This is a genomic window from Archangium sp., assembly GCF_036388035.1.
GTDB lineage: Bacteria > Myxococcota > Myxococcia > Myxococcales > Myxococcaceae > Archangium.
In genome coordinates this window covers 1-18,226 of sequence record NZ_DASVSO010000302.1, presented here as the reverse complement: position 1 = coordinate 18,226, position 18,226 = coordinate 1, and the positions used below count along the sequence as shown (strand labels likewise).

Below are 18,226 nucleotides of genomic sequence, written 5' to 3'. Positions count from 1 at the left end.
TGTCGCTCGCCTCTACCGCGCCTTCAGGTGCACCCACACCCCACCCTTCGCGCGGATGCTGGTGCCGATGTGCACCTGCGCCTCCCGTCCCAGGATGGCCGACGTCTCGAGGCGCTGGGCGACGCGGGTGAGCTCGTCGCACTTCCCTCGTGAGCGCACCCGCATACCGCGCGGGCTGACAGGGCAGGCCCCCCGTGGAGCCCCGCCCCCGCTCTCGCCTACACTGCCCCGCGTGAGCCAGCCCCTGCGCATCCTCATCGCCGATGACGAGCTCGTCGCCCGCAAGCGCCTCGCGCGTCTGCTGGCGGCCTTCCCCGACGTCACCGTGTGTGGCGAGGCCTCCGATGGCGAGGCCGTGATCAACACCGTGCGCGCTGGCGGCGTGGACCTGGTGCTGCTCGACATCCACATGCCCGGCCTCAGTGGCATGGACGCGCTCGCGCTGCTGCCCGAGGACGGCCCTCGCGTCGTCCTCGTCACCGCCCACGCCGACCATGCCGTGGATGCCTTCGAGCACGGCGCCGTGGACTACGTCCTCAAGCCCGTGGAGGCCTCGCGCCTGCAAAAGGCGCTGGAGCGGGTGCGCGCCCGGCTCGCGCCCAAGACCCCGGAGCCGGGCCGGACCTCGGCCGTCGAGCAGCTCGCGCGGCCCCTGGCACGGCTGCCCATCCCCACCCGCCAGGGCATCGTGCTGGTGGACCCGGAGACCATCTCCCACGCCACCCTCGAGGACGAGCTCGTCACCGTCTTCACCTCGCAGGGGGACTACCTCACCGACTTCACCCTCCAGGAGTTGGTGGATCGGCTGCCCACCGAGGGCTTCTACCGCGTCCACCGGCGCGCCCTGCTCAACCTCACCCACGTCACCCGGCTGGAGCCGCTGGAGACAGGGGGCTACCTGGCGCGCACCGCTCGCGGACACACGGTGGAGGTGAGCCGCCAGTCCGCTCGCGAGCTGCGGCGGATGCTCGGACTGCGCCGGGGCGCGGAAGACGAGTCCGGGGCCTGACCCCCTCTTGAGCCCGCGCCCTCCGCCCTGCGAGCATGCGCCCCATGCACCTGCCTGACCCCTCCACCCAGCTCCAGGGCGCGCGCTGCGCCGAACACCTCGAACGTCCGGCCAGCGTCATCTGCACCCGGTGCGGCAGCTATGCCTGCAACCTGTGCCGCAACGAGGGGCCCGACGGCCTGGAGTACTGCGGCAACTGCATCGCCTCGGTGTCCACCGTGCTCGCCGAGCCGGGCTCCCGCTTCGTGGCCCAGCTGGTGGACAGCTTCGCCGTGATGCTCCCCCTCGTCGGCCTGGGCATCTTCGCCGCCATCGCGGCGCCCTCCATCTCGGACCCGACCCGACGGGGCACCGTCGTGGGCGTCGCCCTGCTCCTGGGGGCGGCGGGGATGCTGTGCGTGGTGGGCTACCAGCTCTACCTGCTCTCCCAGATTGGCCAGACGATCGGCAAGCGCATGATGGGCATCAAGGTGGTCCGCACCGACGGGAGCCCGGTCGATCTCGGCCGGCTCATCCTCCTGCGCAACCTCGTGCCGCAGACCATCAACGCCTTCTGCGGCCTCTTCAGCATCGTCGACGCGCTCTTCATCTTCGGCGCCGAGCGCCGCACCCTGCATGACCAGATCGCCGACACCAAGGTGGTGAAGGTGGACGTGCACGCCGGCTGAGACTCAGGGGGCCATGCCGAAGGACTTCCGGAAGAAGTCCACCATGGCCCGCCGCGACGTCTCCGCCACCTCTGGCGAGGGGCGGATGTCCACCAGGCCGCCCTGACCCGTGTGCGAGTACGGATCGGTGACCTGGATGGCCGGCTCCAGCCGGTCCCAGCCGTGCGTGGCCCCGGGGTACATGCGCAGCACCACCTGCTCGCGGTCCGCCGGCGCGAGGCTGTCCACCAGCCCCTGGCACGAGTCGGGGTTGTCGTACTGGTCGGCCTCGCCCGCCTGGAGGAAGACGGGCGAGCCGGTGAGCGCGCCGAACTCGTAGCTGGGCACGCGGTTGTAGGCCCAGCACACCGGGTAGAAGGGCGCGTGGGCGACGAAGCGCTGCCCCGGCTCGGCCCGAGCCGCGTACTTCTGGGTGGCCGTCAGCATCGACATCACCCCGCCCCACGAGAAGCCCGTGATGCCGATGCGCGAGGCGTCGATGGACGGGTGCGCCGACAGGTACTTCAGCGCCCCGTAGGCGTCGGGCAGCGTCTCGGCCACGGCCCTGGGCCGGCCCTCCGCGCCTCCGGACAGCCCCCGGGCGGACCACATGTCGATCTCCAGCGTGGCGATGCCCGCCTCGTTCAGCGCCTGGGCATGGAAGCCGCCGCGGCTGTCCACGCCGCCCGAGCCGTGGGCGATCAGCACCGCGGGCACCTTTCCCTGCGTGCCCATGGGGAGGTTCAGCCGGCCCGCCACCTGCAGCGGCGTGGGACTGCCCAGCGCGGGGAAGGACACATAGGAGTGCCGGACCACGGGCGTCTGGAAGGAGGCCTCCGGCGTCGGAACCTCCACCGGCTGTGGGCACCCGGACAGCAACACCGCGACCGAGAGGCCGGCGATCCACGGCCTCATGACGGGCTTCTTCATGGCTTGGCTCCAGAGGGAAGAGGGAGCCGCCATCCTACGGGGCGGGCCGATACGGCGCCGGCCGCGGTCCACCCGGTGACAGCCGGGTGGAGACTGCTCAACCCTTGGTGGCCAGCACCACGCGGTTGGGGCCGCTCGGCTTGGAGGTGCGCAGGGCCTTCTCCGCGGCGGAGATGAGATCCTGCTCGCTGCGGGCCTGGTCCGGGAACACGGCCACCGCCGCGGTCACCGTCACCTCGCCCACCGCGCCGCCGCTGCCCTCGGGGAAGTCGAGCTCCTCCACCGCCTTGCGCAGCTTGTCGGCATAGAGGCGGGCCCGCTCCACGTCGGCGTTGCAGAGCACCACGCCGAACACGTCCCAGTCGTAGCGGGCGGCGATCTCCGAGGAGTTGTCGCTCCGGGCGTGGGTGACGGGATCCTCCATCAAATCCGTCACCAGCTGAGCCACCCGGCGCAGCAGCTTGTCGCCCTCGGCGTAGCCGCGCGAGAGGTTGAAGCGGCGGAAGCCGTCGACATCCACCAGCACCAGCGCCAGCTTCTGCTCGCGGCGCCGCGCGCTCACCAAGCCGGCGCTCAGCGCCTCCTGGAAGTAGCGGTGGTTGTAGAGCCCCGTCAGGCCGTCGCGGAAGGCCAGCCGCTCGCTCTCGGGGATGAGCGACTGCGAGGTGCCCTTGACCTCGGGCGGGCGCGGCTCGACGGTCTTGACGCGGGTGCTCAGCGGCGAGCCCGGCTTGCTGGCCGCGGGCTTGGCCGTGCCCGGACGCAGCCCGAGCTGCTCCTTGAGCTCCTGCACCATCTTGTCGCGGATGGAGAGCAGGGCGGCGTTGTGCACCGCCTGGCCGACGGTGTTCTTCAACTCCTGCTCGGTGAACGGCTTGGTGAGGAAGTGGTTCACCCGCGCCTCGTTGATGGCCTTCTGGGCGTCCTCCAGCTTCGTGGACGCCGTCACGAGGATGCGCGCGGCATGGGGTTGGAGCTCGGCCACCCTCTTGAGGAGGTCGACTCCCATCAACCCATCACCAAGGTTCTGATCCGAGACGACCGCGTGCAGTTGCTCCCGCTGGAGGACTTCGAGCGCTTCTTCAGCGGACCGGGCAAGAAAGACCGTGAAGTCCTTGCTCAGGTAGTACTGCATCAGGGCCAGCATCGTCCGGTTGTCCTCGACGACGAGGACCTTCGCAGCTACGGGCTCACTCACCAGGGCAGACCAATGCAACGAGGGGGCATGAAGATGGGACGGAGCGTCGCAAAGGATGGGGTCTCGTCGCAAGTCCTCGTAGCAGGTAGGACCCCACTTCAGTCCAAAGGCCACTCGTGGACCGGCCTGCCGGACGCGGCGTGGGCCATGTAACGCTCCAACAGGGCCGCCAGGGCGTCCTGCCGGGGCATGTGGGCTTCCAGCCGGGCCAACATCTTCCGCTGCCAGCGTGCCCCGGTACACCGGGCGCGAACCCGGGCCTCGATGACGGAGAGGAGCGCGTCCGCCTCCTCGGCCACCACCCCAGCACTCACGAGGCCCCGGCGGGCCACGGGCAGCAGCCGCTCCACCAGCTCCACCGCGGGGACGGGCCGGGGCGAGGGCGCGGTCCGCTCCGGCCACAGCAGCACCGCGTCCAGCCCCTCCTTGGCGGCGCGCAGGAAGTTGCCCCGGGCGCACATGAAGGGGAGCCCCGGCAGCAGCGACTCCACCTCGTCGCTCAGCCCGAGCGTGAGGCCCAGCAGCAGCGCCCCGTTGGCCAGCATGTCCACCACCGTGGGGCCCGCCGGCAGCGCGCGCAGCTCGATGCGCACGTGGCCCTCGCCGCTCGGGTCGTAGATGGCGCGATTCCAGCTCCACACGGTGCCCTGGTGCAGCCGCAGCTCGTCCAGCCGGGGCAGGCCACCCGCGGCCACGCGCTCCAGCGGGGACTCCGAGCCGAGCACCGGCAGCAGGGGCGCATGCAGCGCCACCGCCTCGGCGAACAGCTCCCACGGGCCCTGGCGCACCCAGCCGCGCCCGAAGGTGACGCGCCCGTGGTGGGGGACGCCCGACTGCGCCTCGCCCCGGTCATCCACCGCCTGCCGGAAGAGGGCCACGCGCGTCTCGTCCCACAGCCGCCGCCCCAGCAGGAAGGGCGAGTTGCTGCTCACCGCCAGCACCGGTGCCGTCGCCAGCTGGGCCGCGTTGTACATGCGCGCGAAGTCCGCCAGGTCCACGCGCAGGTGGTACTGCAACGAGGTGTTGGCGCCCTCCAGCGACACGTCGTCCCACTCCAGGGTGAGCGGATCCTCTCCATGGATGACGACGCGGAAGGGCTCCTGGCGCAGGCGGCGGATGGAGGCCGACAGCGCCCGGTAGCGCGCCATCCCCGTCATCGCCCCGCGGCCCAGGTCCGCCTCGCGCAGCGTGGGGAGGATGCCCGTCACCGCCACGCGCGCCCCCTGGGTGGCCGCCGCGCGCCGCACCTCCGCCAGGGCGCTCTCGAACTCCGCGCGCATCGCCGTGAAGGGGCGCCCCGTCAGCGGCGCCGGCCGCAGGTTGACCTCGAGGTTGAAGCGGTCGATCTCCACCGTCACCCGCGGGTCCTTCGTCTGGTCCAGCACCTGCCGGTTGACGGGGAGCGGGAAGCCCGCGGCGTCCACCAGGAACAGCTCCAGCTCGGCGCCGATGGTGCGCGGCCCCGCTCCGAAGCCGGGGCGCGCTAGCACCTGACGGAGGGCCTCCAGGCTCTCGTTCAGCCGCCGGCTGAAGCGCTCATACTCCTCGGGTTCGAACGTCTCTCTGTCGATGGCAAGGCCCATGGTGGCGACAAGGCGCTACGCTAGGAGAAGGTCGGCGAGGGAAAGGTAGTGACGCGGGGCGTTTCGGCACGCGGGGCGAGCCGCTCCAGGAGCCGCCGGGAGAGGGCCTGGGCCTGTCCTCGAATCTCCGGAATGGCCGTGCTCTCCCACAGGTCGCCCCGGCGCAGGGGGCCCAAGGTGAAGAGCCCCTCGGAGGCGCGGCCCTGGGCGTCGAGCAGCGCGCCCTCGGCGTCCGTGGCCAGGCCGAGCCCCAGCGCATCCGGCTGGACGAGCCCGGCCTCCAGCAGCCCGCGCAGCAGCGGGTGCCCCCGGGCGATGGACGCATCGGGGCCGGTGCAGTTGATGACGTGGTGGACGCGGAACATGGCCTCGTCCTTCCAGCCGCGAGGCCGGACCCCCACCGTCACCCACTCCACGTCCGTCACCCGGAAGCTCCGCACGCGGGCCGCGTGGAGGCGCAGCAGGCCGACACGCCGGAGCTGCTCGAGCGTCTCGTGCACCTCGGGGGCCATCCGGTGGCGGTGCACGTCCCAGAAGGCCCGCAGGTGCCGCAGGAAGCGGCGCCGCTCCGGCTCCGGCAGGTCGCGCCACAACGGAGCCGTCACGGGCCGCAGCGCGTCCATCACCCCGCGCCAGTCCGCGCCCTCCCGAGCGCTCCGGGCCTCGCGGCGCAGCGCTCCGAGGATGGAGCGGACCCGGCGGGGCTCGGAGAGCTCCACGGCCTTGCCGGCCGCGACGCCGGGACGATGGACATGCGGCAGCAGCCCGTGCCGGGAGAGGGCGTGGATGCGTCCCTCGTGCCCCCGCTCGGCCAGCGAGAGGACGGTGTCCACCATCGTCAGGCCCGTTCCGATGAGCATCACCGAGTGGTGCGGGCGGATGTGGCGCAGGGCGCCCTCGGTCCAGGGCGAGCGGACGTAGCGGGGACTCGTGTAGAGGCCTCCATCCTCGATGGGCAGGTCGGCGGGCAGCGCGTTGCCCACGGCCAGCACCACCTGGTGCGCCACGAGCACGGTGCCGTCGGCCAGCTCCACCTGGTGCGCCTCACCCGTCCGGGAGATGGAGACGACCTCGCCCACCCGCGGCTCCAGGTGGACGCCCGGGGCCGCGCCCTCTCGGGCCTCGCGGAGCACCGCCTCCAGGTAGCGGCCATAGCGCCTGCGCTGCACGAAGTCCCCGGGGCCGGTGTCCGGCTCGACGCGGCGGAGCCAGCGCAGGAAGTGCTCGGGATCGTCCGGAAAGGCACTCATCCTGCCCGCGGGGACGTTGAGCAGGTGACTCGCGCTGTCCGTGGAGTAGGCCAACCCGGGCCCCACCCGTCCGGACTTCTCCAGGAGCGCCACCCGCAGGGGCCCCCGCGCATTCCTCATGAGTTGAGCCGCCAGCAGCGTGCCACTGGCCCCGCCTCCCACAATCACCACATCCCACCGCTGCTCAATCCGCACCCGAAGACACTAAGTCTCCCCCTCGGGTCCTACATCCCCCCTTGACTGTCCAGTGACCGGGCAGCCACTCACGAAAAACAGTCCGGCTGCTCGCCTGGATTGCTGGCGAGAGACTGGAGCCTCTCGGTGGCGTTTCAGCCGTCCGGCCGTCTCACTTCTGGACGTCCAGAAGTGATGTAGGAGCCTGTACTCCCGGCACCTGACTTTGAAGTTGCATCTGAAATGCACTTCTAGACGACTGGAAGTGAGCGGCGCCCGCGCCGTTTCCCGCCACCTCCGGCTGCGGCGCCCTGTCAGGACGAGCCCGTACCCTGCGGAGACACAGGCTCCGCAGGAGATACGCATGTCCGCTCGGCTCGCCCTCCCCGCGCTTCGTGCACCGTGGCGAGGCTCCGGCTCGGTCTTCCTGGCCCTGGTGGCGCTGGTGCTGCTGGATGGGTGCGCCACGGCACATCCCCCGGCGAGTCGGCTGAGTGGCCAGGGTCGCCGTTCGCTGGCGCCCACGTTCCTCGCCGAACCGGGGCGGCCGGTTTCGTCTCCTGAGTTGGAGAAAACCGCGGGCAGCGCGGGCGGCTTCCCCGAGCAGGAGGCGGACGCGTTCCAGCTCTTGCAGAAGGCCTGTGGCCTGGAGGAGCGAGCCCGGCATCCCGTGGGCGCGGCGCTCTCCGCCGACAGGGCCCGGCAGCTCTGGGGCGAGGTGACAAAGACGACCGTGACGCAGAAGAGTTTCGGCCCGCGTCTGGCCCTCTCCTGGCTGCTGCGCGAGCAGCTCACAGCCGGCGACGGCGTGGAGTACGCGGAGCTGCTGCGCCGCACCGAGCGCTTCTCGAATCTGGTGCTGGTGCGCCCGGACGGCTATCTGGTGGCGGCCCTCAGCGGCAGGCCCGTGCAGCGCATGGGACAGGTGACGCTGACCGACGGCGAGCTCAAGGTGGGCCGCCTCGTGGTGGGAGTCTTCTACGTCTCGCGCGGAGGCGTCCTCTATCCGGTGGATGAGTCCCTGCGACGCTCGGACAGAACGCCCTGGGCCGAGCTGGGCCTGGAGCGAGACTGGCTCAACGCCGCGCTGGACGGAGCGCAGGATGCGATGGGGGAGTTGGCCCTGGCGCTCGCCCAATCGCTCACCGAGCCCATCCGCACCGTGGAGGGCTTGAAGCAACTGCCCACGACGGTGGCACTGCTCATCGCCTCCTCACCCGAGTACTTCGCGCGCTACGGCGCCCTGTCGCCGCAGGACCAGATACGCGAAGCGGCGCGGCTGTCCACGCACCTGCTGCTGATGTACGGGGGCACGGTGGGCACGGCCGGTACGGTGGGGTGCATCGGAGCGCTGGGGGCGGAGCTGCCGGTGCTGTCCGTCACGGCCGAGGGCCTGCTGGCGGTGCGCACGGTGGCGGTGTCGGGAGGCACGGTGACGACCACGCTCGGCGCTGGCGTGGGAGCGGTCACCGTCCTCCACATGGCCGCGAGCGGCGGCAACTGGGTTCCGCCTACCGGTGGGCCCGGCAAATGGGTGCAAGACACCTCCAGCATGTCCGAAAGAGCTCGCGCCTATCAGGCCCAGGTGACGGACGCGCCCAGGGGCTGGGCCTACGAAGTCTGCCGCAACGGCAGGTGCGTGGAGTACGACGGATACGACCCCAAGACCGACACCCTGTTGGAAGCCAAGGGCGAGGGGTACGACCCCTTCTTCGACAAGAACCTCAACCCCGTGTTCGACTTCAAGGGCCTGGAGAATTGGGAGAGGCAAGCCCGGAGGCAGGCTCAGTTGTCCGGAGGGCTGCGCATCCGCTGGCATGTCGCGGAGCCCCGGTTGGTCGCCATCCTCCAGAAGCTATTCGCGCGTTGGGATATCGAAGGGATAGAGGTGGTGTACACGCCGCCGCTACCGCTACGTTGAGGCTCGTCACCCATGAGCGAGAGCTATTACGTCGGAGCGTACTGGGCGTGTCGTCCGGAGTCGGCCCAACAGTGCGCCCGACGCGCGGAGACCTTTTTCCGCCTCCTGTCTGCGTGCCACCCCGACTACGCCCATTGGTACGAAAAGAGCAACTCGGTCAAACATGCGCTCCAACTCCCCTTCGAGCCCACGTTCGACACCTTCGTGCGCTTCTTCGGTAGGAAGAAGTACCAGCTTGACGAGGATGGCTTCATTTTCGGCGCCTGGACAGGGCATGTGCCCGTGAACCAGGAGGGGGGGATGGTCACACTGGTCTGTGGCTCACCCGCCGAAGTGGCCCCGAACAACGTCCTTCTCTATTTCCCCATGGAGGGAACGGGGCTGGAGCGCTTGCTCACCCTCCCCGTACTGACTGGAGTGTTACGAGCCATGGCCCTGGCCTGGGAGCCGGACTGGGCCGTTGCCGTCTCCGATGACTTCCGGGACCGTTTGCCCCTGCAAGGCAATACCGGCACCTTCGTGGGCTGGCTGACCTACTTCTCGCGCCAGCGAGGCGAGGTGCCAGCACTGCCAGAGCCCGTGCGTATCGAGCCGGTGGAGGACAAGGGCACGCTCGTCATCCTCGGCCCCGAGCCCCTCAGCACGGCCAATCCCGAGCATGTCGCCCTGGGCCTCCACGTCCAGCAAGCGCTCCAGGAGCGAGGCCTGCTCAGGAGGATCATCGAGCGGCGGACCTGAGCCACAACGGGATGGCTCTCCCTCGGAATGACCCGAGGAGGCGCTCTCGGGCCCGTCTGGCCGCTCGCCCCTCATGAGTCGCGCCCCGAGGTGTGTTATCGGTCGGTGACGATGCAGCCCACGCCCTCCGCCCCTCCGGTCAACCTGTACGATCTGCCCCGCGCCGCCCTCGGCGAGCTGCTGGCGGGCTGGGGGTTCAGCGCCTACCACCGCGACCTGCTCTGGGAGGCCCTCTACCGCCAGCAGGTGGAGTCGTTCGACGCCCTCACCGGGCTGCGGCCGGACCTCGTGCGGGCGCTGCGCGAGCACACCCGCCTGGAGCGGCCCGCCACCCACCATGAGGTCTTCAGCGCCGACGGCTTCACCCGCAAGCTGCTGCTGCGCATGCGCGATGGGCAGACCGTGGAGACGGTCCTCATGCGATTCAAGGGCCGGGCCACCGTGTGCCTCAGCACCCAGGCCGGCTGCGCCATGGGCTGCGTCTTCTGCGCCACCGGGCAGATGGGCTTCGTGCGCCACCTCACCCCGGGAGAGATCATCGGTCAGGTGCTCCACGTCACGCGGCTCTTGCGCGAGACGGGCGAGTCCCTGCGCAACGTGGTGCTGATGGGCATGGGCGAGCCCCTGCACAACTACGACGCCACCCTGGCCGCGGTGGACATGATGGTGGACCCGAAGGGGCTGGCCCTGGCCCCGCGCTTCATCACCCTGAGCACCGTGGGCGTGGTGCCCGGCATCCGCCGGCTCGCGGACGAGGACCGTCCGGTGCAGCTCGCCGTCAGCCTGCACGGGGCCACCGAGGCCGAGCGCGGCGCGCTGGTGCCCGCGGCCCGCAAGTGGTCCCTCGCCGAGCTGATGGACGCCTGCCGCTACTACATCGAGAAGCGCCAGCGCCGCATCTTCTTCGAGTGGGCGCTCATCGCCGGCCAGAACGACACGCCCGCGCAGGCGCATGCGCTCGGCCAGTTGCTCCAGGGCATGGACGCGCACGTCAACGTCATCCCCCTCAACCCCACGGTGGGCTACGGCGAGCGCCCCAGCGGGCCCGATGCCGTGCGCGCCTTCCAGGACATCCTGGCCGGCTACGGCCTGCCCAGCACCGTGCGGCAGCGCCGCGGCATCGACATCGACGCCGGTTGCGGCCAGCTCAAGGCCGCCGTGGAGCGCCCGCGCCCCTCGCGGCAGCCCACCGCCTCCTGACGCGAAGCCACCGTCCAGGACAGCGCTTCCCGAGGTGCCCGCCCGGTGAGCCTTGCGACGGCACCGCCGCGTCCCAAGCGTTCCACGAGGCGCCACAGGAAGAGAGTCCGTGCAAAACCTCGCCCGGCTGTTCGGTCTGCTCCTGCTCCTCGTCGTCCCGGCTTGCGGTCACGAGGACAAGGAGCCCTTGCGCGTTGGCACCTTCCTCTGGCCAGGGAGCGAGCCCCTCTTCCTCGCACGGGACCTCGGCGTGCTCGACGAGGACTCGGTCCGCCTGGTGGAGTATTCCTCCCTGAGCGAGGTCAACCGCGCCTTTCGCAACGGGATGCTCGACGCGGTGGACGTCACGCTCGACATGGCCCTCCTGTTCCAGCAGGCCGGCTTCGAGTCGCGGGTCGTGCTCGTCCTGGACTCCTCTCAAGGGGCGGATGCCATCATCGCGCGGCCCGAGGTGCGGCGGCTGGAGGACCTCCGGGGGCAGCGGGTGGCGGTGGAGGATCTCGCGGTGAGCACCTACATCCTCAGCCGCGCCCTGGAGCAAGCGGGGCTGGAGCCCTCGGAGGTGCGGATCGTCCGGATTCCCGTGGACGAGCACGTGCGGGCCTTCACCTCGGGCGAGGTGGAGGCGGTGGTCACCTTCGAGCCCTCCGTGAGCAAGCTGCTGGCCGAGGACGGCGCCCACAGGCTCTTCGACAGCACCCAACTCCCGGGGGAGATCCTGAACGTGCTGCTGGTGCGCGAGGAAGTCCTCCAGGAGCGGCCCGAGCAGGTGAAGCACCTGGTCCAGGGGTGGTTCCGGGCCCTGCGCTACCTGGAGGAGCACCCGGACGAGGCCGTGGCCCGGATGAGCCCGCGGCTCGAGACGAGCCCCGCCCAGCTCGCCTCCGCGCTCAAGACGGTACGGCAACCGTCCCTCGAGGAGAACCTCTCCCTGCTGGGGCCGTCGGCCACCGCCCTCCAGGTGGCGCATCGCCTGCAGCGCTTCATGCTGTCGGAGGGGCTGCTGCGCGAGCCCGTGCGGCCCGAGGAGTTGATGGATGACCGCATCCTCCAGGAGGTCCAGGAGGACCGACGATGAGACGCCCTCGGGCCAAGGCTCCCCGGAAGCGGGCCGGGCTCCCGCCGCGCCGGCCCTCCCTCCCGCCGTTGCGCATCACCCTGCCGCTGGTGCTGCTGAGCTTCGCGGCGACGGTGGGCCTGTACGACCTGCAGCAGAACTCGCGCATCTCCTCCCGCCGGGTGGAGACACACACCGTCCAGGAGCTCACCCAGCGCCTGGGTGAGCAGCAGGACCACCTGGAGCTCCTCCTGAGCCTGGGGCAGCACGAGCGGGTGCGCGAGGAGATCGCCAGCTTCGGCTCGGATCCCCACATGAAGACTGCCCTGCTCATCGACGAGCGCGGGGAGGTGCTCGCCTCCACCCGCCGCACCGAGATAGGCCAGGAGGCCCGCGCGCTCCACCCCGAGCTGTTCGAGGTGGTGACGGTGGAGCAGGAGCAGCGGGCCCGCCAGCACCTCGCCGCGGGGGTCCAGACGACCCCGGATCGCCAGGCCATCGTGGGCTACTACCCCATCGTGACGCCCGCGAACCCCGGGGAGCTCGCCCCCGAGACGGTCTGGCTGCTCGTCGTCGAGCGAGATCTCACCCGCCTCAAGGCGCAGGCGCTGGAGCAGGTGCGGACGAACGTGGTGCGGCGCAGCCTCCTCCTGGCGGTGCTCGCGGGGCTGCTCTGGCTCTTCTTCCACTTCGCCCTCACCCGCCGGGTGGACCGGCTGGTCGCCGCCGCCCACCGCATCGCCGCGCGCGACTGGACGGCCCGCTCCGGGCTGTCCGGACAGGACGAGCTCGCCCTGGTGGGACGCGCCTTCGACGACATGGCCGAGCGCCTGCGCGAGACCCAGTCCCAGCTCGAGGAGCGGGAGGCCCACATCCGGCTGCTGCTCGACTCGGCCGCCGAGGGCATCTTCGGGTTGGACCTCGACGGGCGCAGCACCTTCGTCAACCGCTCCGCGGCCCGGATGCTCGGCTACACCAGCCCGGACGAGCTGCTGGGCCGGAATGCGCACGCGCAGTGGCACCACTCCCGCGAGGATGGCACGCCCTACCCCCAGAGCGAGTGCCCCATCCGCCACGCGCTGGAGGCGGGGACCGAGCTCCACATCGAGGGAGATGTCCTCTGGCGCCGGGATGGCACGAGCTTCACGGTGGAGCGCTGGTCCTACCCGATGCGCCAGGGCGGCAGTCACATCGGCAGCGTCTCCACCTTCGTGGACATCACCGAGCGCAAGCGCGCCGAGGAGGCGCAGCGCTTCCTCATCGAGGCCAGCACACAGCTGGCGGAGCTGCTCGGCGAGCGGGGCACGCTGGAGCGGGTGGCGCGACTGGCCGTCCCCCAGCTCGCCCGGTGGTGCGTCGTCGACAGGGTGGACGACGCGGGGCGGCTCCACCGCGCGGCCTCCGTCCACCAGGAGCCGCAGAAGCAGGAGCTGCTCGACGAGCTGCGGGAGCTGTACGGGCCGGAGGAGCGCTCGGCCTGGCCCACCGTCCAGGTGCTGCGCACCGGCGGACCGCTCCTCGCGGCCGAGGCCACCCAGGCCCTGCTGCGGGCCGGCGACTCCGCCGCGGACTACCCGAAGCTGCTGCGACGGCTCGGGAGTCGGACCGCCATCGCCCTCCCGCTCACGGTGCGCGGCCAGACGCTGGCGGCCATGCTGCTCGTCTCGGACAAGCCGGGCTTCCAGTACGGTCCCCATGAGCTGGCGCTCGCCGGGGAGCTCGCCCGACGCGCCTCGGTGGCCCTGGACAACGCCCGGCTCTACCAGCAGTCCCAGGAGGCGGTGCGCCTGCGCGAGGACTTCCTCTCCGTGGCCTCCCACGAGCTGCACACGCCCCTCACCCCCCTGCGCCTGCACCTGCAGACGCTCCGGCGCTCCCTGGCCTCCAGCGGCGACGGCGTGGCCAGCCTGCTGCCCAAGGTGGACAAGTCCCTCGGGCAGGTGACGCGCCTGTCCCATCTCGTCGATGACCTCCTCGATGTCTCGCGCCTCACCGCCGGCCGGCTCCACCTCCGGGTGGAGGACGTGGACCTGGTGGAGATGACCTGGGACCTGGCCGAGCGCTTCGCCGAGCAGGCGCGCGCCGCCGGCAGCGCCCTCGTCATCACCGCCGAGGACGCCGCCGTGGGCCGCTGGGACCGGATGCGCCTGGAGCAGGTCCTCACCAACCTCATCGCCAACGCGCTGAAGTATGGCGTGGGCAAGCCGGTGGAGATCCACGTCACGGCTTCCGGCGGGCAGGCGCACTGGAGCATCCGGGACCAGGGCATTGGCATCGCCCCCGAGGATCTCGAGCGCATCTTCGGTCGCTTCGAGCGAGCCGTCCCCACCCGGCAGTATGGGGGCCTGGGACTGGGCCTCTACATCTCGCGGGAGATCGTCCGCGCGCACGGGGGCGACATCCGCGTCGAGAGCCAGCCAGGACAGGGCGCCCGCTTCACCGCCGAGCTGCCGCTCGCACCGGCCGAGGCCTCGCGAGGGAGACCCGGGGCGGGACTCCACGACGCCTCACCCGCCCCGTGAGCCGCGCTCCGGAGCCGTCCCTACATCCGTTCTTTGCGCTGGCGCCAGCCGAGCGGCTAGCGTCGCCGCCCTTTCTCCATGCCCCACTCCTCCTCCCTCCACATCGCCATCGTCGGCGCGGGGCCGGCCGGCTCCTCCGCGGCCACGTTCCTCGCGCGGCAGGGGGCGCGGGTGACGCTGCTCGAGCGCAACCGCTTCCCCCGGGACAAGATTTGCGGGGACGGCTGCACGCCGCGGACCTTGTGGATGCTGGAGCGCCTGGGGCTCGAGACCCTGCCCGGCACCGAGGCCGCGTGGGTGGACTCGGTCTACTCCGTGTCTCCGGGTGGAGTGGTGCTGGAGGCGGCCATCCCGCCGCGCCTCTTCGGCGGCAAGGCCTGTGTGATTCCCCGCCAGGTGCTGGACGAGCGCCTCGTCCAACACGCCGTCCAGGCCGGCGCCGAGCTGCGCGAGGGCGTGCGGGTGGAGGGGCTCGAGCGGGACGCCTCCGGCATCCGCCTGCTGTGTCGCGGCGGCGAGACCCTGCGCGCCGACGTGGTGTTCGGCTGTGATGGCTCGCCCTCGGTGGTGCGGCGCGCGCTCGGAGCCCCCGACTTCCCGGAGTGGGAGGGCGCCTTCGCGGTCCGCGCCTACTATGAAGGAGTCCAGCTGTCCCATCCCCGGAGCATGGCCTTCTTCTGGGAGGAGGAGCTGCTGCCCGCCTACGGGTGGATCTTCCCGCTGCCAGGGGGCCGGGCCAACGTGGGGCTGGGCATGCGGGCGGACCAGCTCGCCGCCTCCGGAGCGAAGCTGCCCGAGCTGATGGAGCGCTTCTGCGCCAGCCCGCGCGTGGCGGCGGAGCTCGCCGGGGCCAGGCGGGTCGGGAAGGTGAAGGGCCACCATCTCCCGTTCGGCTCCTTCGCCAACCACACCCTCTTCGATCGGGCGCTGCTGCTGGGAGACGCGGCCGGCTTCGTCAACCCGCTCACGGGCGAGGGCATCGAGTTCGCCCTGGAGTCGGGGGCCTTCGCCGCCGAGACGGTGGCCGAGGCGGCGGCCACGGGCGACTTCTCCACCCGGGGGCTCGGGGGCTACGCCAGGCGCTGGGAGTCGCGCTTCCGCGACGCGTTCCACCTCAACCGTCGGGTGATGCACGTCTTCGAGCGGCCGCGGATGCTGGACCGCATCTTCCGCGCCGCGGAGCGCAGCCCGCGTGTCCGCGACGAGCTCATCGACATCATCAGCGGCGACGCCACGCGCCTGTCCTGGCGCTTCCTCATGGCGGCGGCCCTCGGACACTGAGTGTGCGCGCGGCACGTCCATGCACCGCGCACCGCGTTAACACATGGCTCTGACACCTGGATGACGTCTCCCAACGGCCTGCGGAGAACACTTCGGCGCCCCCTTGCACGCCCTCGGTGCGTGGGCACATTCTCTGTGGCGGACGGCCAACAGGGAGGTGGACATGCTTTCCATCCACGAGCACGCGACGTTGGAAGAGGCGAGTCTCGAGCTGCTCGGGTTCGTGTTCCAGCCGTCCAACTGGGTGGCGGCACTGCCCGCCAATGCGTCGCCCACCACGGTGCCGCAGGACGTGCAGTACCAACGGCGCGTGGGCCCGCTGCGCATCTACGCCACCGTGGAGGTGACGCCCGAGCTGGACGTCTTCCTGCGCGTGGCCTTCCGCGCCCCCGGCCTCTCGCCGGTGAAGGCGGCGGACCACCTCGAGGCCTTCCTCAAGCCGCGCATGCCCCTCACGCCCAACACCGAGTGGCAGGTGGAGGTGGACGAGCGCCGGTGGATCCACTTCGTGCGCCGCTACTCGGCCGCGCACCTGAAGGCCTGAGCCCCACGGGGCGTCAGTGCACCGCCCCACCGGGGACGTGCTTCTGCCCGCCCAGGACCTGACCGTCCTTCACCTCGATGACCCAGTAGCCCTCGCGGCCCCGCTGGGTGGACGAGCCCGCGCTGAAGACGTGCGGGCGCTCGGCGGTGGCCGGGTGGTGGTAGCGATGGTGGATGTGGCCGTGCAGCACCGCGTAGCGCGGCCCCGGCAGCAGCCGGAAGAGCTCCGGTGCATCCCTCAGCCCGTGGAAGTAACTGTCCGCCCGGCCACGGTGCGTGAGCGGGGCGTGGTGGACCACCACCAGGAGCGCCCGGCCGGCGAGCCTCGGATCCTTCACCACCGCCGCCAGCCCGTCGAGCTGCGCCGGGCCGATGTGGCCATGGGCGATCCCCGGCAGGAAGGGCACCCGCGCGGACAGCAGCCCCACCACCGCGGCCTCGGTGCCCACCCGCCGCACGAAGGGGAAGGGCCCCTCGCGCCGGTGCTCGGGAAAGTCGCTCTCCAGCAGGTGGCCGAAGTGGCGCGCGAAGCGGTTGGCGCGGTGGCTGCCCGGGGTGAAGACGTCGTGGTTGCCGGGGATGACGGTGCAGCGGCCCGGGTCCTCCGCCAGCGCGCCCAGGGAGGCGCGCGCGAGCTGGAACTCCGGCTCCAGCGCGTACGCCGTGACGTCGCCCGAGAGGATGAAGTGATCCACCCCGTGCTGCTCCGCGTCACTGGCGATGGCGGCCAGCGTCTGCGGAGCCCGCGCGTAGGCCTTGGTGCGGCCCCCCACCGACAGCTCGGCCATGGCGATCCACCGCCGCCAGCCGAGCCGCAGGAAGGGCAACGAGAAGTAGTCGGCGGTGATGTGGACGTCGGAGCAGTGGAGGAATCGCATCGGGTGATCCAAGGCACACCGGGCCGTGCTGTCACGCCTGCTCGCCCGGTCGAGGGCCGGGAGGGAACCTGCCGCGGAGTCCGTGGCCCAGGAAAGCTGCGCACCCCTGGCCCTGGAGCCAAGGAGGAAGCGGCGGACCGGCCCCGGGCGCGTTAGTCTGCCGCGGACCAAACCATGAGCTTCCGCGGACGCTTCGCGCCCAGCCCCACCGGGCGCATCCACCTCGGCAATGCCCGCAGCGCGCTGCTCGGCTGGCTCCAGGCCCGCGCGGCCGGAGGCCAGTTCCTGCTGCGCATCGAGGATCTCGACCGCTCGCGCTGCCGGCCCCAATTCCTCGATGACCTGTATCGCGACCTCGAGTGGCTGGGGCTGGACTGGGACGAGCCGCCCCTCATCCAGAGTCAGCGCGACGCCGTCTACCGCGAGGCCCTGGAGAAGCTGGAGCGCGTGGGCCGCGTCTACCCCTGCCACTGCACGCGCGCGGAGATCGCCCGCGCGGCGAGTGCCCCACACGGCCTGAGCGAGGAAGGGCCCCGCTATCCCGGCATCTGCGCGGCCCTCACCCCCGAGTTCCTCGCCGAGCGGGCGCGGACGCGTGTGCCGGCCCTGCGCTTCCGCGCGGCCCCCGGCGAGTGGTGCTACGAGGATGGGCTGCATGGCCGCTACTGCCAGGACGTGGCCACGGTGGTGGGCGACTTCGTGGTGCGCCGCAACGACGGGGTCGCCAGCTACCAGCTCGCCGTGGTGGTGGACGATGCGGCCAGCGGCATCACCGACGTGCTCCGGGGGGACGATCTCCTCACCTCCACGCCTCGGCAGCTTCAAATCTACGAGGCGCTCGGCCTGAAGGCCCCCCGCTTCTGGCACGTGCCCCTGGTCCTCGGGGAGGACGGCAGGCGACTGGCCAAGCGAGAGGGTGCCTTCGCGGTGGCCGAGGTGCGCGAGCGCGGCGTCCCGGTGGAGCGGGTCCTCGGGCTGCTCGCGGCGTGGAGCGGGCTGGGCGAGGGAGCCCCCGTGACGCGGGAGGAGCTGGTGCGGCGCTTCCGCCCCGAGCTGCTCCCCCGCTCGCCCGTGGTCGCCCGGGAGGCCCTGTTGAAGGAGGCGCTGGGCCTCGCATGACGACTCCTGGGGACGCGAGTCGCCCGAAACGGGGTTGAGTGGGGACGCATGTCGGGCCGAGCCGTCTTCCTCTGGGTGGTCATCCCCTTCGTGGCCCTGAGCGCCCTGGCGCTCTGGCTCACGCGGGACACGCCGGTCCTCACCGTGGCCGTGGACGCCCCCGCCCCGCCCACCCC

The 18,226-nt window shown here is 71.5% G+C and carries 16 protein-coding genes; 10 read left to right on the top strand and 6 right to left on the bottom strand.

Annotation, left to right across the window (positions count from 1 at the left end; genetic code table 11):
- Positions 1 to 12: 12 nt before the first annotated feature.
- A complete protein-coding gene (locus tag VF697_RS12590; protein ID WP_331094629.1) occupies positions 13 to 159 on the bottom strand; it encodes a hypothetical protein in 147 nt (48 codons plus the stop codon).
- Positions 160 to 232: 73 nt separating this feature from the next.
- Between VF697_RS12590 and VF697_RS12585 the strand changes: the two genes are divergently transcribed.
- The gene (locus VF697_RS12585) at positions 233 to 1,009 is read left to right on the top strand and encodes a LytR/AlgR family response regulator transcription factor (protein WP_331094627.1); all 777 of its coding nucleotides are present in this window, start codon (positions 233 to 235) and stop codon (positions 1,007 to 1,009) included.
- A gap of 44 nt (positions 1,010 to 1,053) precedes the next feature.
- Positions 1,054 to 1,677 (top strand): RDD family protein, encoded by a 624-nt coding sequence (locus VF697_RS12580; RefSeq protein WP_331094625.1) that lies wholly within the window; start codon positions 1,054 to 1,056, stop codon positions 1,675 to 1,677.
- A 3-nt stretch (positions 1,678 to 1,680) separates the two neighbouring features.
- On the opposite strand, the gene VF697_RS12575 is transcribed toward VF697_RS12580, so the two are convergent.
- From VF697_RS12575 to VF697_RS12560, 4 genes are all read right to left on the bottom strand, one after another.
- Positions 1,681 to 2,586: a dienelactone hydrolase family protein gene (locus VF697_RS12575; RefSeq protein WP_331094623.1), complete on the bottom strand. Its 906-nt coding sequence runs from the start codon at positions 2,584 to 2,586 to the stop codon at positions 1,681 to 1,683.
- A 97-nt stretch (positions 2,587 to 2,683) separates the two neighbouring features.
- Positions 2,684 to 3,784 (bottom strand): GGDEF domain-containing response regulator, encoded by a 1,101-nt coding sequence (locus VF697_RS12570; protein WP_331094621.1) that lies wholly within the window; start codon positions 3,782 to 3,784, stop codon positions 2,684 to 2,686.
- A gap of 98 nt (positions 3,785 to 3,882) precedes the next feature.
- Entirely contained in the window at positions 3,883 to 5,367 is a 1,485-nt protein-coding gene (locus VF697_RS12565) for a glutamate--cysteine ligase (protein ID WP_331094619.1), read from the bottom strand.
- 20 nt (positions 5,368 to 5,387) lie between these two features.
- Complete coding sequence (locus tag VF697_RS12560; protein WP_331094642.1) at positions 5,388 to 6,779, bottom strand: FAD/NAD(P)-binding protein; 1,392 nt, start codon at positions 6,777 to 6,779, stop codon at positions 5,388 to 5,390.
- Between the two features lie 376 nt (positions 6,780 to 7,155).
- Between VF697_RS12560 and VF697_RS12555 the strand changes: the two genes are divergently transcribed.
- The 7 genes from VF697_RS12555 to VF697_RS12525 all read left to right on the top strand — a co-directional run bounded on the left by VF697_RS12555 (position 7,156) and on the right by VF697_RS12525 (position 16,054).
- Positions 7,156 to 8,712 carry a Tox-REase-5 domain-containing protein gene (locus VF697_RS12555; RefSeq protein WP_331094617.1) on the top strand — a complete coding sequence of 519 codons (1,557 nt, stop codon included), beginning with the start codon at positions 7,156 to 7,158 and terminating at the stop codon, positions 8,710 to 8,712.
- Positions 8,713 to 8,724: 12 nt separating this feature from the next.
- A complete protein-coding gene (locus VF697_RS12550) occupies positions 8,725 to 9,450 on the top strand; it encodes an immunity 52 family protein (RefSeq protein ID WP_331094615.1) in 726 nt (241 codons plus the stop codon).
- A gap of 111 nt (positions 9,451 to 9,561) precedes the next feature.
- Positions 9,562 to 10,650 (top strand): 23S rRNA (adenine(2503)-C(2))-methyltransferase RlmN, encoded by a 1,089-nt coding sequence (gene rlmN / locus VF697_RS12545; RefSeq protein WP_331094639.1) that lies wholly within the window; start codon positions 9,562 to 9,564, stop codon positions 10,648 to 10,650.
- Between the two features lie 109 nt (positions 10,651 to 10,759).
- The gene (locus VF697_RS12540; protein ID WP_331094613.1) at positions 10,760 to 11,728 is read left to right on the top strand and encodes an ABC transporter substrate-binding protein; all 969 of its coding nucleotides are present in this window, start codon (positions 10,760 to 10,762) and stop codon (positions 11,726 to 11,728) included.
- Positions 11,725 to 14,229 (top strand): ATP-binding protein, encoded by a 2,505-nt coding sequence (locus VF697_RS12535; protein WP_331094611.1) that lies wholly within the window; start codon positions 11,725 to 11,727, stop codon positions 14,227 to 14,229. The genes VF697_RS12540 and VF697_RS12535 overlap by 4 nt, the downstream gene beginning before the upstream one ends.
- Before the next feature lie 78 nt (positions 14,230 to 14,307).
- Positions 14,308 to 15,510 (top strand): NAD(P)/FAD-dependent oxidoreductase, encoded by a 1,203-nt coding sequence (locus VF697_RS12530; protein ID WP_331094609.1) that lies wholly within the window; start codon positions 14,308 to 14,310, stop codon positions 15,508 to 15,510.
- A gap of 163 nt (positions 15,511 to 15,673) precedes the next feature.
- Positions 15,674 to 16,054, top strand: a complete 381-nt coding sequence (locus VF697_RS12525; protein WP_331094607.1) for a hypothetical protein — start codon at positions 15,674 to 15,676, stop codon at positions 16,052 to 16,054.
- A 13-nt stretch (positions 16,055 to 16,067) separates the two neighbouring features.
- Here VF697_RS12525 and VF697_RS12520 read toward each other — a convergent pair whose 3' ends face one another.
- Positions 16,068 to 16,931: a metallophosphoesterase gene (locus tag VF697_RS12520; RefSeq protein ID WP_331094605.1), complete on the bottom strand. Its 864-nt coding sequence runs from the start codon at positions 16,929 to 16,931 to the stop codon at positions 16,068 to 16,070.
- Between the two features lie 174 nt (positions 16,932 to 17,105).
- Here VF697_RS12520 and gluQRS point away from each other — a divergent pair, with 174 nt between their 5' ends.
- Positions 17,106 to 18,050: a tRNA glutamyl-Q(34) synthetase GluQRS gene (gluQRS, locus tag VF697_RS12515; RefSeq protein ID WP_331094603.1), complete on the top strand. Its 945-nt coding sequence runs from the start codon at positions 17,106 to 17,108 to the stop codon at positions 18,048 to 18,050.
- The last annotated feature ends 176 nt before the right edge of the window (positions 18,051 to 18,226 follow it).